Below are 13,890 nucleotides of genomic sequence, written 5' to 3'. Positions count from 1 at the left end.
TCGAAACAATCAAAACACCGGAGAGAAGCAGCCGGGACCACCCGGCGCTCCAAACCCCGATCCCTTTCCAGTTGGCCCGCATTCATGAAACATACCTCTCCCGCCTACGATCTTGAATGTCTCGACCTCGCCAAGAGCTTTGGCGGAATTCGTGCCGTCAAAGGTGTCTCCTTCGAGATCCCCAGCGGCTCGTTCTTCTCCATCCTTGGCCCTTCGGGCTGTGGCAAGACCACCCTGATGCGCATGATCGCAGGCTTTGAGGAACCGACCTCCGGCGACATCAAGATCAAGGGCAGGTCGGTACTTGGCGTGCCGCCCAACCGGCGCAACGTCAAGATGGTGTTCCAGCATCTGGCGCTGTTCCCGATGATGAACGTCTACGAGAACATCGCCTATGGCCTCAGGTGTGCAGGCGTGAACAATGCCGAAATCAAGCGCAAGGTTCAGGACGTGCTGGAGAGGATCGCCCTGCCCGACGTCGGTGAACGCGAAATCCACCAGTTGTCCGGCGGCCAGAAGCAGCGCATCGCCATTGCCCGCTGCATGGTGCTCGACCCGGATGTGCTCTTGCTCGATGAACCGCTCGGCGCGCTTGATCTGAAGCTGCGCGAAGCGATGAAGATCGAGCTGAAGCTACTGCAACACCAGTTCAACACGACCTTTATCTACATCACCCACGACCAGTCGGAAGCGCTGGTGATGTCCGACAATGTCGCCATCATGAACCAGGGGCTGTTCGAACAGATCGGCACGCCGCAGGAACTCTACCACCATCCCAAGACCGCCTTCGTCGCAGGCTTTGTCGGCGACAGCAACCGCTGGTCGGGCACGGTGAAATCCGCTGACGCCACCGGAGGCATGGTCGAAACGGATCAGGGCCTGTCCATGAGCTTCAGCGCCGGTAGCGGCCAGACAATCCGTGATGGCGACAAGGTCGACATTTTCGTCAGGCCGGAATTCATTCGCACCGTGCGTGCTGCCGAGACAGATCAGGCCGCGGCGGATGGCGACAACCAGATGAGCGGCGTCATCGACAGCCTGCTGTTCAACGGCGCCAATAGCCGTGTTCTGGTGCGCACCGGCAGCGGCGAGTTGATCGAATCCGATGTCACGGTGACCGGCAACAACGACCTGAAGCCCGGCGAGGACGTGCGTCTGGTCTGGTCGTCGCGCCAGGCCATGTGCTTTGCCCGCCCGGAGAGCGCATGATGCAGAACAAGGACATCAAACGGCTGTCGCTGATCCTGCTGTTCTCGCCCTTCGCGCTCTGGATCCTGCTTCTGATCATCCTGCCGCATATCGGCATGGTGCTCCTGTCCTTCCGCGAGAAGGTGGCACCGCGCGTCTATGAATACAGCTTCGCCAACTATCTCGATTTCATCAACGAGCCGATCTACTGGAATACCCTTCTTCGCACCGGCTCCATGTCGCTGCTGGTCACAGCCCTGGCTCTGCTGATCGGCTTTCCGATCGCCTATTACATTGCCAAGATCGCGGGGCCGCGTGCGCGGGGCGGTCTGTTCCTGCTCTGCCTGATCCCGCTCTGGGTCAGCGACCTGATCCGCTCCTTCGGCTGGATTTTGCTCCTGCGCGAAACCGGTGTGATTTCCAACTTCCTGCTGTGGACCGGCCTGATCGGCGAGCCTGTCGAGTTTCTCTACAACGACATCGCGGTCATCATCGGCCTCGTCTACACCGTGATCCTGTTCATGATCGTGCCACTGGTTTCCACGCTCGACGGCATGGACAATTCCATGATCGAGGCCGGGTATAATCTCGGCGGCAACGGTTTCACCGTCTTGCGCCGGATCATCATTCCCTACGCGATGCCGGGCATCGTGGCAGGCTGCATCGTCACCTTCATGCTGACGGCCGGCTCCTACCTGACGCCGGTCCTGCTCGGTGGCAAGAACTCGAGCTGGTTCACCGAACAGATCTACAACCAGTTCATCACCCGCTTCAATTGGGAGGGCGGCGCGGCCTTCGGCATGCTGCTTCTGCTGTTCACCTCTGTCGTGATCTGGCTCGGCCTGAAACTGTCCGGCCAGACCCTTGCCAACACCGTGGCCAAGAGCTGAGGAGGACAGACGATGCTTGCGCAAAAGAAATCCTCCCCGTTCCTGATGGGCTACCGACTTTATGTCGTTGCCTTCTTCATCTTCCTGGCAGCACCGCTGATCTCGGCCGGAGCGTTTGCCTTCAACGACAGCCTGTTCCCGGCGCTGCCCTGGCAGGGCTTCACGCTGGACTGGTTCTTCAGCGATACCGAGCCGAAACTCGGCATGTTTCACGACCGGCGTTTGCTGCAGGGGCTCTATTATTCCTTCGTCATCGCGATCTTCGTTGCCATGCTCTCCGTCTTTGTCGGCACGACCAACGCGTTCCTGTTCGTGCGCGGCGAGTTTCCGGGCAAGAATTTCTTCTACATTCTGATGGTGGTGCCGCTGGTGATCCCGGGGGTTATCCTCGGCATCTCCATTCTTGTCCTGGCCAGCGACACCGCGAACTACATGGAAAACAGGTTCGACCTGGAACTTGAGTTCCTGAGGCCTGGGCTTCTGCTTGTCGTGTTCGGGCAGTTTTCCTTTATCACGACCATCACCTCGCTGGTGATCACCGCCCGGTTGAAGAAATTCGACGCCACCATGGAAGAAGCCGCCTTCAATCTGGGGGCAAGCCGGGTGCGCGTGTTGCGCACCGTCACGCTGCCGTTCCTGCGACCGGCGATGATCGCGGCCGGCATCGTTGCCTTCCTGGTCTCTTTCGAAAACTTCAACACCACGCTTTTTCTTGTCGGCTCGGAAGCACCGCTGACGATCACCATGTATGACCGGATGGCAAAGGTCGGCTCAACGCCGGTTCTCAACGCCGTCTCCTTCGTGCTCATGGTCGGGTCCGGACTGCTGGCGCTGCTGTCAATTGCCATCCAGCGTGACAAGACCTCTCAATAGGAGCATTCATGACGGAGTTCGACTTTGTCATCGTCGGCGCGGGCTCGGCAGGCTCAGTGCTTGCCGACCGGCTGTCGGAAGACGGCAAATACACGGTCTGCCTGCTGGAGGCCGGCGGCTCGGATCTCAATTTCTGGATCTGGATGCCGATCGGCTACGGCAAGGCTTTCTATAACCGGAACATCAACTGGATGTACCACACCGAGGCCGACCCCGGCCTGAACGACCGTTCGGGTTACTGGCCGCGCGGCAAGGTGCTGGGCGGCTCCAGCTCGATCAACGCCATGGTGTATATCCGCGGCCAGCACGCGGATTTCGAGGACTGGAAGGCCCTTGGCAACACCGGCTGGGGCTGGCAGGACGTTCTGCCCTATTTCAAGCGCTCGGAAACCAACTGCAACGGCGCCGACGACTATCGCGGTGGCGACGGCCCGCTTTACGTCTCGTCCATGGACAAGGACGTCCATCCGCTGTGCGAAAACTTCCTGGCCGCCAGCGAAGAGGCCGGTTTCAGCCGCAATCCGGATTTCAACGGCAAGACCCAGGAAGGGGTCGGCCTCTACCAGATAACCGCGAAAAGCGGGTTCCGCATGTCGACGGCCCGCGCCTATCTTTCGCGCGCGAAAAGGCGGCAGAACGTTTCCATCCTGACCAGGGCACACACCACCCGGCTGATCCTTGAGAACGGACGGGCCACCGGTGTTGTCTACAGCCGAGGCGGAACCGAACACAGCGTCAAGGCCCGCCGAGAGGTGATCCTCAGTGCGGGAGCCGTCAACTCGCCGCAGATCCTGATGCTGTCCGGCATCGGCGATGGCGCGGAGCTGCAGGCCAAGGGCATCACCTCCACCGTGCACAACACGGCCGTCGGCAAGAACCTGCAGGACCATCTCGGCCTCGATTACCTTTACCGGTCCAGGGTGCCGACGCTGAACCAGCAGCTTTACCCGTGGTGGGGCAAGCTCGCCCAGGGGATCCGCTATGTCCTGACCCGTAGCGGGCCGCTGTCGCTCAGCGTCAACCAGGCCGGCGGCTTCGTCAAAAGCAATCCGGATTGTGAACGGCCGAACATCCAGCTGTATTTCTCGCCCGTCAGCTACACCAAGGCCCCCAAAGGCAAGCGCCCGCTGATGAACCCGGACCCTTTCCCCGGCTTCCTGCTTGGCTTTCAACCGACAAGGCCGACCAGCCGCGGTCACATCTGCCTGCGCTCGGCCGACCCGTTCGACGTGCCGGAGATTCACCCCAATTCTCTCAGCACCAACCGCGATCTCACCGAGATGATCGAAGGCAGCAAGCTGATGCGCAAGATCGCCGAAAGCCCTGCCATGCAATCGGTCATCGACGAGGAGATCACCCCCGGCCCGGGTGTCCAGACCGACGAGGACATGCTGGCGGATGTCCGCAGCCGCTGTTCCACAGTCTTTCACCCCGTCAGCACCTGCCGCATGGGGCCGGCGCCGGAGGAGAATGTCGTCGACACACGTCTGAAGGTTTACGGCGTCGACGGGCTCCGGGTCATTGATGCCTCGATTTTCCCGACGGTCACGTCCGGCAACACCAATGCACCTGCGATCATGGTTGGCGAAAAAGGCGCGGATCTGATCCTGGAGGACACGCGCGCAGCGTGAGGCACGAGATGACACAGGCTCTTTTTGCCGACGGCTTCAAGACAACACCCTATTGGCAGGACATCGCCCCGAAGGTCCCTCTGCGGGAGACCGGCCTGCCGGAAGAAATCGACGTGCTGGTGGTCGGTGGCGGCTACACCGGGCTGAACGCAGCGCTCCAGACAGCCCGCGAAGGCCTCGGCACGCTGGTTCTCGATGCGGAAGACCCCGGCTGGGGGTGCAGCATGCGCAACGGCGGCCAGCTTTCGACCAGCCTCAAGCCATCCTTCTCCAGCCTGGCGCGCAGGTACGGCAAGGAACTCGCGACGCAACTCTGCCAGGAAGGGCAGGCGTCACTGGACTATATGCACGCGCTTTCCAAGGAAGACGGCCTTGAGCTGGGCTTGCGGGAAACCGGCCGTTTTCACGGCGCCCACAAGCCGCATCTTTACGAAAGCCTCGCCAAGGACTGTACCGCCGGGCATCCGGTCTGGAAAACCGACGCCTTCATGGTGCCGAAAAGCGATATGGCGAAGGAGCTTGGAACAGAGGCCTATCATGGCGGCATCGTCAATCCGCATCACTGCAGCATCGACGTCAGCCAATATCACCCTTCGCTTCTGAGCAAGGTGCTGGCGGAAGGCGCGGTGGTGCGCGGCAAATGCCGGGTGATGTCGCTTGAACGCGATGCGTCAGGCTTCAAGGTGCTGACAAGCAGCGGCCCTCTCAAGGCAGGCAAGGTCATTCTGGCGACCAACGGATACTCCGGCCCTCTTTCACCGTGGCTGCAACGGCGACTGATCCCCATCGGCTCCTATGTGATCGCGACCGAGGAAATTCCCCGCGAAACGATCGACCGGCTGTTCCCGACGGACCGGGTCCTGTCCGACACCAGAAAGCTGGTCTACTACTACCGGCTCTCGCCCGACCGGAAGCGCGTGCTTTTTGGCGGCCGGGTTTCCTTGAGCGAAACAGATCCACGCAACAGCGCGCTCAAACTCCACCGCGACATGACAGCCCTCTTTCCTGACCTGGCCAGGGTGCGGATCAGCCATGCCTGGATGGGGTTTGTCGGCTACACCTTCGACACGCTCGCCCACGCGGGCGAGGACAAGGGGTTGTTTTATGCAGGCGGCTATTGCGGGTCCGGTGTCGGCATGGCGAGCTATCTCGGCATGCGCATCGGCCAGAAGGCCACCGGCCTGGAAAAAGCCCCCTCCGCCTTTGAGAAGATCCCCTTCCGGACGCGGCCGCTTTACCAGGGTAATCCCTGGTTCCTGGCCCCTTCCGTGCTGGTCTACCGGCTGCGGGACAGATTCGGGATCTGACGCTGGCGTGCCCATTTGTCGTTCGCGAACGTCTGCCGCACTCAGGACTGGCCTGGAGCCGGTATATCGGCAAGCAGACGCACCAGCCAATCGACGAAAACGCGAACCTTGTTCGAAAGGTGCCGGTTGGGCGGGTAGACGATATATAGCGGAATGGTGTCGGCGGACCATTCCGCCAGCACTGGCACCAGGTCTCCCCGCTCCAGTTCCTCCCGCACCATGAAGTCCGGCACCTGCGCGATACCGTGCCCGGCCAGCACGGCCGCGACATAGCTTCGGGCATCGTTGACCGAGCAATGATACCGGCCGTCGACCAGAATTTCCTCACCGTCCTTGCGAAAGGTCATTGGATTTGTGCGACCCTTCGCGGCAACGAAGTAGCTGACGCAATGGTGGTTTGCCTGCACATCCGCCGGGCTTTCCGGAATTCCCGCCCGCTTCAGGTACGAAGCAGCCGCGCAAGTCATCAGCCCGACTTCCGCCACCCGCCGCGCGATCAGCGACTGATCGGCCGGGGCACCACCGCGCAGGGCGCAGTCCACATTTTCCGCCAGATAATCGACCGTCCTGTCACCGATCCCGATGTCGATCTGGATATCCGGATATTTTTCGTAAAACCCGCCAAGCGCCGGAATGACGAACCAGTCTGCAAAAGCGCCCGACATTTCGACGCGCAGCCGTCCGCCGGGATTGTTTTGCGCCTGGGCCAGGCTGGCATCGAGTTCATCGACCTCCGATACGATCTGGGCAGCGCGCTCATAATAGAGCGCCCCGTCCGTCGTCACGATCACCCGCCGCGTTGTCCGGTTAAGCAATTTGGTCTGCAGATGCTTTTCAAGGTTCTGAATCAGGTTGGTAACCGTCGCCTTCGGCATCTGGAGAGAGTCGGCAGCGCGGGTGAAATTGCCTGTTTCAACCACCCTGACAAAGGCGCGCATGGCAGAGAGTTGATCCATTTCTGGGCGTCCTGATCAAAAAATAGGCTTATTATTCGAAAATTCGAATAGTGAAACTAATAATATACCCCTTATTCCAGACTTGGAACAACAATACCTATCAGACAAGCAAGAGGGCTGGTATATCCTGCCTTCCCACAATCAATGGACACAAAACGGCGCTGAAAATGACGGTGCAGATCAAGGACATGACGCTCGACAAGGTGGCCATCGGCCCCGTGGCGGCACGTGTCTACCAGGGAGCTGAATACAGCAAGGCGCCGCCGGTCCTGATTTATTTTCACGGCGGGGCCTTTCAAGGCACGCTACCGCAGGACTGTGAGGTCGCGCATATCATCGCCGAAACCGGCGCCATTGTCGTGATGCCGGATTACAACGTGCCGCTCGGAAGCGTTTTCCCGAAACCTCTGGAAACGGGATTTTCGATCTTCTCCTATCTGGCGAAGAAACGCGCCGGCCTGGGGAACCGCAAATCCCTGCTTCTCGTCGGTGGCGTCGAGGCCGGTGGCAACATCGCAGCGGCTGTCGCCCTGAAAGCCAGGGATCACTTCGCCGATGAACTTGACGGACAGATCCTGTTGTCGCCCCTGCTCGACCCCTTCATGGGCTCAACTTCGTTTCAGTCTGCCGACGGCATCGGCATGAAGGATATCTGGGCCGACGGCTGGAGCCACTATCTCAGCACCGGCATGTGCCACCCCTATGCGGCCCCTTGCATGTGCTCACGCCTGACCGGCGTGGCCCCGGCGTTGGTTCTGTGCTCGCAGGACGACCCGCTGAAAGACGAAACACTCGGCTTTGCCTCCTGCCTGCAGAAGGCAGGCGTTGACGTTCACCAGCATGTTCTCCCCGCCGGGGCTGGCTGGCCATCACTCTACGGCGGAAAGACGGATCAGGCCCCGACCTGGCAAGAGACAGTAACCGCACAGTTTTCCAGTTTCGTGCAGTCCGTCAGCATTCATTGAATTAGTACCCAAGCCCTTCTGGTAGTTGTGTTTCCGGCAGGGCTTTCAAGGAGAGACCAATGACATCAAGAAGCAAGATCTGGGCCCTGACGGGCGCCAGCCTGGCAGTTGCTGTCTCTGTTTCAGCCGCTGTCCTCGTCATGAACCTTCCTGTCAGCAGCCCGGCGACAGCCGCCGGCGGTACGGTCGCCATTCCGGCGGTGCCGGTGACCGTGGCAGAGGTCAAGTCCCGCGAAATCACCGTATGGGAAGATTTTTCCGGCAGGCTGGAAGCCGTCGACCGGGTGCAGATCCGCTCCCGTGTCGCCGGTGCCATCCAGTCGGTCGATTTCCGTGAAGGCGCGCTGGTGGAAGCCGGTGACCTGCTCTTCACCATTGATCCGGCTCCCTATGAAGCTGCCGTCGCCCAAAGGGAAGGTCAGGTCGAACTGGCGCAAACCCAGCTCAACCTCGCCAAGCTGGAACTGGATCGCGGCAACAAGCTGATCGAAAACCGAACCATCTCCCAAAGCGTTCTCGACCAGCGTCACAATGCCTACGCCGAAGCTCAAGCCAACCTCAGATCGGCGAAGGCAGCCCTCAGATCCGCCAAGCTGGAACTCGGTTACACCAAGGTGCTGGCACCCGTCTCCGGCCGCGTCGGCAAGATCGAGATCACCGTCGGTAATCTGGTTGCCGCGGGATCCGCCTCACCGGCCCTGACCACCCTCGTCTCCGTCGACCCGATCTATGCAAGCTTCAACGCAAGTGAAGATCTGGTCTCACGGGTTCTGGCAGAGCTGCCGGAAACAGATGCGGCGGTACCGCCGCTGGACATGATCCCGGTGGAAATCGAAACCTCGGCAACCGCCGGACATCCGGTGAAGGGCAAGCTTCAACTGGTCGACAACCAGGTTGATGCCGTCAGCGGTACCATCGGCGTCAGGGCTGTCTTTGACAATCCCGGCGGCAAGCTGATTCCGGGCCAGTTCGTGCGCATCCGCATGGGTGAACCCAGGCCGGAACAGAAAGTCCTGATCAGCGAACGCGCCATCGGCACCGACCAGGACAAGAAATACGTCTACGTTGTCGGCGACGACAACAAGGTGGCCTACAGGTCGATCGACCTCGGCAGGACCGCCGAAGGTGCACGCATCGTCAACAGCGGGCTCGAACCGGGTGAACGCATCGTCGTCAACGGCCTGCAACGCATCCGTTCAGGCGCGCTCGTCGATCCGCAGGTCGAAAACGACGTCGCCGCCGCCTCGAACTAAGTGAACAGGCGGAGCCCGGGCGCTCCGCCTCTCCTCTCCAACAATTCAAGTCATGATTGCCGGCGGCACCGCCACCGGCCGGGGACGTGTTGTCCCGATTTCCAACCGGAAAGGGCCTGGATATGAATATCTCTAGATTCTTTGTCGACCGCCCGGTCTTTGCCGGTGTGCTGTCTGTCCTCATCCTCATCGCCGGCCTGATCGGCCTCAGGGCACTGCCGATTTCCGAATACCCGGAGGTGGTGCCGCCATCAATCGTCGTGCGCGCCGCCTATCCGGGCGCGAACCCGAAGGTCATTGCCGAAACGGTGGCAACACCGCTGGAAGAGCAGATCAACGGTGTCGAGGGCATGCTCTATATGTCCAGCCAGGCGACCTCCGACGGTGTCATGACACTCACGGTCACTTTCGAACTCGGCACCGATCCCGACCAGGCGCAGCAGCTTGTCCAGAACCGCGTTTCGCAGGCCGAACCGCGCCTGCCGGCGGAAGTCCGGAACCTGGGTGTGACCACGGTCAAGAGCTCGCCCGACCTGATGATGGTCGTGAACCTGACATCGCCGGACAACCGCTACGACATCACCTACCTGCGCAACTATGCCGTTCTCAACATCAAGGACCGGCTGGCGCGCCTTCAGGGTGTCGGTCAGGTTCAGGTGTTCGGTTCCGGCGATTATTCCATGCGTGTGTGGGTCGATCCGCAAAAGGCGGCCGGACACAATCTGGCAGCCAGCGACATCACCAACGCCATCCGTCAGCAGAACGTGCAGGCCGCCGCCGGCATCATCGGCGCTTCGCCCAATCTGGAAGGCGTCGATGTTCAGCTCAGCGTCAATGCGCAGGGGCGTCTTCAGACACCGGAAGAATTCGGCAACATCATCGTCCGCACCGGAGAAAACGGTGAAGTCACCCGGCTGCGCGACGTTGCCCGGATCGAACTTGGCGCGGCAGATTATTCCCTGCGCTCCCTGCTCGACGGCAAGCCCGCCGTCGCCATTCCCGTGTTCCAGGCGCCCGGCTCCAACGCCATCGCGATCTCCGATGCGGTCGTCGAGACCATGAACGACCTACAGGTCGCCATGCCCGACGGCGTCAAATACGAGATCGTCTACGACACCACAAAATTCGTCCGGTCCTCCATCGAGAAGGTGGTCGATACGCTGCTGGAAGCCGTGGTGCTGGTGGTTCTGGTCGTGATCCTGTTCCTGCAGACATGGCGGGCGTCGATCATTCCGCTGATCGCTGTTCCCGTGTCGATCATCGGCACGTTCGGGGTCATGTATGTCTTCGGCTTCTCCATCAACGCGCTCAGCCTGTTCGGTTTGGTTCTGGCCATCGGCATCGTGGTTGATGACGCGATTGTGGTCGTGGAAAACGTCGAGCGTAACATCGAGAACGGGCTGAACCCGCGCCAGGCCACCTACAAGGCCATGAAGGAAGTTTCCGGACCGATCATCGCCATCGCGCTGGTGCTGGTGGCCGTGTTTGTGCCGCTGGCGTTCATCACGGGGCTTTCGGGGCAGTTCTATCGCCAGTTCGCGCTGACAATTGCAATCTCCACCGTCATCTCGGCCATCAACTCGCTCACCCTGTCCCCGGCTTTGGCGGCCCTTCTCCTGAAGGATCACCACGCGCCCAAGGACTGGCTGACCCGGGCGATGGACTTCCTGTTCGGCTGGTTCTTCAGGGGCTTCAACCGGGCATTCGGCGCCGGGTCCAACACCTATGGCAAGAGCGTCGGCGGCCTGTTGTCCCGCAAGACCATTGTCATGGTGGTCTACATGGCACTGGCAGGGGCAACCTACAGCCTCTTCACCACGGTTCCCGGCGGCTTCGTTCCGGCGCAGGACAAACAGTATCTGATCGGCTTTGCCCAGCTTCCCGACGCGGCAACGCTGGACAGAACGGAAGATGTCATCCGCCGGATGAGCGAGATTGCCATGGAACAAGAAGGTGTCGAACACGCCATCGCCTTCCCGGGCCTGTCGATCAACGGCTTCACCAACTCTTCCAACGCCGGCATCGTCTTCGCCACCTTGACGGATTTCGAGGAACGCCAGTCTCCAGAGCTGTCGGGCAATGCGATTGCCATGCAGCTGAACCAGAAGTTCGGCACCATCCAGGACGCGTTCATCGCCATGTTCTCGCCGCCGCCCGTCCAGGGCCTGGGGACCACCGGCGGGTTCAAACTGCAGATCGAGGACCGCGCCGGTCTCGGCTATCAGGCTCTTGACGCCGCCAACAAGGCCTTCCTTGCGAAGGCCTATCAGACCCCGGAACTGGCGGGGCTGTTCTCCAGCTTCCAGATCAATGTGCCGCAGCTTTATGCGGATCTTGATCGCACCAAGGCGGAACAGCTCGGCGTTTCGGTAACGGATGTGTTCGAGACACTGCAGATCTATCTGGGATCGCTCTATGTCAACGACTTCAACGCCTTTGGCCGCACCTACAGTGTGCGGGTGCAGGCGGACGCCCAGTACCGGGCACATGCCGACGATATCGGCAAGCTGAAGGTCCGCTCCGCCACCGGCCAGATGATCCCGCTTTCCGCGCTCTTGAAGGTGGAGGCCACCACCGGGCCGGAACGGGCAACCCGCTACAACGGTTTCCTTGCCGCTGACATCAACGGCGGACCAGCGCCCGGCTATTCCTCCGGCCAGGCCCAGGCCGCGGTCGAGCGGATCGCGGAAGAAACCCTGCCCAAGGGCATCGCCTTCGAATGGACCGACCTGACCTACCAGCAGATCCTTGCCGGCAGTTCCGGGTTCCTCGTCTTCCCGCTGGCCTTGCTTCTTGTCTACCTGGTGCTTGCCGCCCAGTATGAAAGCCTGATGCTGCCGGTGGCGATCGTGATGATCGTGCCGATGGGCGTCCTCGCCGCCCTGACGGGCGTCTGGCTGACAGCGGGCGACAACAACATCTTCACCCAGATCGGATTGGTGGTGTTGGTGGGCCTCTCGGCGAAAAACGCGATCCTGATCGTGGAATTCGCCCGGGAACTGGAGTTCGAGGGCCGTTCGCCCGTTGAAGCGGCAGTTGAGGCGAGCCGGTTGCGGCTGCGGCCGATCCTGATGACCTCCATGGCCTTCATCATGGGTGTCGTGCCCTTGGTGCTTTCGACCGGAGCCGGCGCGGAAATGCGGTCTGCCATGGGCGTCGCAGTCTTCTCCGGCATGATCGGCGTAACCTTCTTCGGGATCTTCATGACACCGGTCTTCTATGTCCTGGTCCGCAAGCTCTCCGGCAATCGCCCGCTTGTGCAACACGAGGAGACCGCCGAGTTGGAAGACGCGCAGAACGCGGCCTCCTGAATGAAGACAACATGACAGGCGAAACGCCCCGGAGACATCCGTTTCCGGGGCGTTTTTCCTTGATCAGACTTTTGCCGTTTCCGCGAAAACGATCCTCCGGCGACGGTTGCCAGCCGGCGCTCCTGCCGCCTCCTCTCATAGAAAACGAGACTTGGGCCCCCGATATCTCCGCTGCGTAAGGTTACCGTCCAGAGGAGGCACCGCACATCCATTGGCTGCAATGCCGATGCCAACACCCAAATTGCGGGTTCCCGCAAATGGATTGCGTGAATTGACCTGTCCCATCCGGTTGCTGCCCGCGTAACGTGACGTGCCTGGCGTTGGCAAGCCAACACCGTGGCGATGTATGTGGGAGGAAAACATGCAATCGAATAGTTATCGCGAAGACACGAAAGCGCCGCGCGGCGCTGTGCAATTTCAACGCCTTGCAGCACGTATCAAGCAAACAGTGGCAGTCGGCGGGCCCTTGAGACGTCTGCCGTCGCTGAAGAGCGGAATTCTCACAAGCCTGTTTGCCCTGTCGGTTCTTTCAGCACCGGGCGCCGCAACGGCCGCCGACTACAACTGGACCTTCCAGACCTCGGAAACGGCCGGTGAGCCGGGCTTCATCAACAAGCAGAAATGGGCTGAAAGCGTCGAGAAAATGTCCGGCGGACGCATCGAGATCGAGATCTTGCCGATCGGTGCCGTCGTTCCCCATACCGATACGCTTGATGCCGTTGGCTCCGGCATTCTGCAGGGACACCTGACCGACCCAAGCTATTTCGCAGGGAAAGACCCCGCCTTTGCGATGATGGGCAACCTTGTCGGCGCCTGGAGCGATCCGTTTGAACTGATCGGCTTCATGCAATCGGGTGGCGGTCATGAGCTTTACGCCGAACTGGTCGAGCCCTATGGCGTCCATTTCATCGGAGCCGCCGCGACAGAGCCGGAAGCTTTCGTTTCCAGCGTTCCGATCCGCACCGTTGAAGACCTGAAGGGCGTCAAAATGCGTGCGCCGGAAGGCATGGTCTACGAGATCTTCTCCAAGGCCGGCGCCTCTCCGGTTGCGCTTCCCGGTTCCGAAGTCTTCACGGCACTCGACAAGGGCGTGGTTCAGGCCGCCGACTACACGGTCTTTGCAACCAACCAGTCACAGGGCATGAATGACGTTGCCCATTATCCGCTCTATCCGGGCTTTCACTCCCTGCCGCTGATCGACATTTCGATGACCAAGTCGATCTGGGATGAACTTCCGGACGATCTGAAGGCCATCCTGAACGCCTCTGTCGACCAGTTCATTTTCGATCACGTTTATTCCGTGCGCAAACTCGATGCGGCAGCAGTCGAGGAAGCCAAGGCAAATCCGGAGATCGAAATCGTCAACTGGTCTGGCGACGAGCGGGCGAAGTTCCGCCGGATCGCGCAGCAGGAGTGGGAAAACTGGGCCGGCAAGAACGACCTTACCCAACGCTATTACGATGCGGTGGTCGCTTACCTTAAGGGCCGGAACCAGCTCTGATCTGACCAGCGTCCC

The 13,890-nt window shown here is 60.6% G+C and carries 10 protein-coding genes; 9 read left to right on the top strand and 1 reads right to left on the bottom strand.

What is annotated here, in order from left to right; genetic code table 11:
* The first annotated feature begins 84 nt into the window (after nucleotides 1-84).
* From SIAM614_RS19175 to SIAM614_RS19155, 5 genes are read left to right on the top strand one after another with little or no spacing between them, the layout of a single operon-like run.
* Nucleotides 85-1,209 (top strand): ABC transporter ATP-binding protein, encoded by a 1,125-nt coding sequence (locus tag SIAM614_RS19175; protein ID WP_006937072.1) that lies wholly within the window; start codon nucleotides 85-87, stop codon nucleotides 1,207-1,209.
* Complete coding sequence (locus SIAM614_RS19170; RefSeq protein WP_006937070.1) at nucleotides 1,206-2,078, top strand: ABC transporter permease; 873 nt, start codon at nucleotides 1,206-1,208, stop codon at nucleotides 2,076-2,078. The genes SIAM614_RS19175 and SIAM614_RS19170 overlap by 4 nt, the downstream gene beginning before the upstream one ends.
* Nucleotides 2,079-2,090: 12 nt before the next feature.
* Nucleotides 2,091-2,951: an ABC transporter permease gene (locus tag SIAM614_RS19165; RefSeq protein ID WP_006937069.1), complete on the top strand. Its 861-nt coding sequence runs from the start codon at nucleotides 2,091-2,093 to the stop codon at nucleotides 2,949-2,951.
* Between the two features lie 8 nt (nucleotides 2,952-2,959).
* Nucleotides 2,960-4,582: a GMC family oxidoreductase gene (locus SIAM614_RS19160; RefSeq protein ID WP_006937068.1), complete on the top strand. Its 1,623-nt coding sequence runs from the start codon at nucleotides 2,960-2,962 to the stop codon at nucleotides 4,580-4,582.
* A gap of 8 nt (nucleotides 4,583-4,590) precedes the next feature.
* Nucleotides 4,591-5,889, top strand: a complete 1,299-nt coding sequence (locus SIAM614_RS19155) for an NAD(P)/FAD-dependent oxidoreductase (RefSeq protein WP_006937067.1) — start codon at nucleotides 4,591-4,593, stop codon at nucleotides 5,887-5,889.
* 41 nt (nucleotides 5,890-5,930) lie between these two features.
* On the opposite strand, the gene SIAM614_RS19150 is transcribed toward SIAM614_RS19155, so the two are convergent.
* Nucleotides 5,931-6,845, bottom strand: a complete 915-nt coding sequence (locus SIAM614_RS19150) for a LysR family transcriptional regulator (protein WP_006937066.1) — start codon at nucleotides 6,843-6,845, stop codon at nucleotides 5,931-5,933.
* A gap of 167 nt (nucleotides 6,846-7,012) precedes the next feature.
* On the opposite strand from SIAM614_RS19150, the gene SIAM614_RS19145 reads away from it, so the two are divergent.
* The 4 genes from SIAM614_RS19145 to SIAM614_RS19130 all read left to right on the top strand — a co-directional run bounded on the left by SIAM614_RS19145 (nucleotide 7,013) and on the right by SIAM614_RS19130 (nucleotide 13,875).
* On the top strand, nucleotides 7,013-7,810 hold the full coding sequence (locus tag SIAM614_RS19145; RefSeq protein ID WP_006937063.1) for an alpha/beta hydrolase fold domain-containing protein: 798 nt from the start codon (nucleotides 7,013-7,015) through the stop codon (nucleotides 7,808-7,810).
* A 59-nt stretch (nucleotides 7,811-7,869) separates the two neighbouring features.
* On the top strand, nucleotides 7,870-9,063 hold the full coding sequence (locus tag SIAM614_RS19140) for an efflux RND transporter periplasmic adaptor subunit (protein ID WP_006937060.1): 1,194 nt from the start codon (nucleotides 7,870-7,872) through the stop codon (nucleotides 9,061-9,063).
* Nucleotides 9,064-9,185: 122 nt separating this feature from the next.
* A complete protein-coding gene (locus SIAM614_RS19135) occupies nucleotides 9,186-12,374 on the top strand; it encodes an efflux RND transporter permease subunit (protein ID WP_006937058.1) in 3,189 nt (1,062 codons plus the stop codon).
* Nucleotides 12,375-12,735: 361 nt separating this feature from the next.
* On the top strand, nucleotides 12,736-13,875 hold the full coding sequence (locus SIAM614_RS19130) for a TRAP transporter substrate-binding protein (RefSeq protein WP_157139956.1): 1,140 nt from the start codon (nucleotides 12,736-12,738) through the stop codon (nucleotides 13,873-13,875).
* Nucleotides 13,876-13,890 lie beyond the last annotated feature (15 nt).

The sequence above is a fragment of the Roseibium aggregatum IAM 12614 genome (genome assembly GCF_000168975.1).
Lineage (GTDB): Bacteria > Pseudomonadota > Alphaproteobacteria > Rhizobiales > Stappiaceae > Roseibium > Roseibium aggregatum.
The sequence above is the reverse complement of the archived record's forward strand: the minus strand, read 5'-3'. Positions and strand labels throughout refer to the sequence as shown.

Bases quoted from the DNA above. Each gene is read 5' to 3' on its own strand.
- SIAM614_RS19130 (WP_157139956.1), top strand. From the start codon at position 12,736: ATGCAATCGAATAGTTATCGCGAAGACACGAAAGCGCCGCGCGGCGCT.
- SIAM614_RS19135 (WP_006937058.1), top strand. From the start codon at position 9,186: ATGAATATCTCTAGATTCTTTGTCGACCGCCCGGTCTTTGCCGGTGTG.
- SIAM614_RS19160 (WP_006937068.1), top strand. From the start codon at position 2,960: ATGACGGAGTTCGACTTTGTCATCGTCGGCGCGGGCTCGGCAGGCTCA.
- SIAM614_RS19150 (WP_006937066.1), bottom strand. From the start codon at position 6,845: ATGGATCAACTCTCTGCCATGCGCGCCTTTGTCAGGGTGGTTGAAACA.
- SIAM614_RS19170 (WP_006937070.1), top strand. From the start codon at position 1,206: ATGATGCAGAACAAGGACATCAAACGGCTGTCGCTGATCCTGCTGTTC.
- SIAM614_RS19165 (WP_006937069.1), top strand. From the start codon at position 2,091: ATGCTTGCGCAAAAGAAATCCTCCCCGTTCCTGATGGGCTACCGACTT.
- SIAM614_RS19145 (WP_006937063.1), top strand. From the start codon at position 7,013: ATGACGGTGCAGATCAAGGACATGACGCTCGACAAGGTGGCCATCGGC.
- SIAM614_RS19175 (WP_006937072.1), top strand. From the start codon at position 85: ATGAAACATACCTCTCCCGCCTACGATCTTGAATGTCTCGACCTCGCC.
- SIAM614_RS19155 (WP_006937067.1), top strand. From the start codon at position 4,591: ATGACACAGGCTCTTTTTGCCGACGGCTTCAAGACAACACCCTATTGG.
- SIAM614_RS19140 (WP_006937060.1), top strand. From the start codon at position 7,870: ATGACATCAAGAAGCAAGATCTGGGCCCTGACGGGCGCCAGCCTGGCA.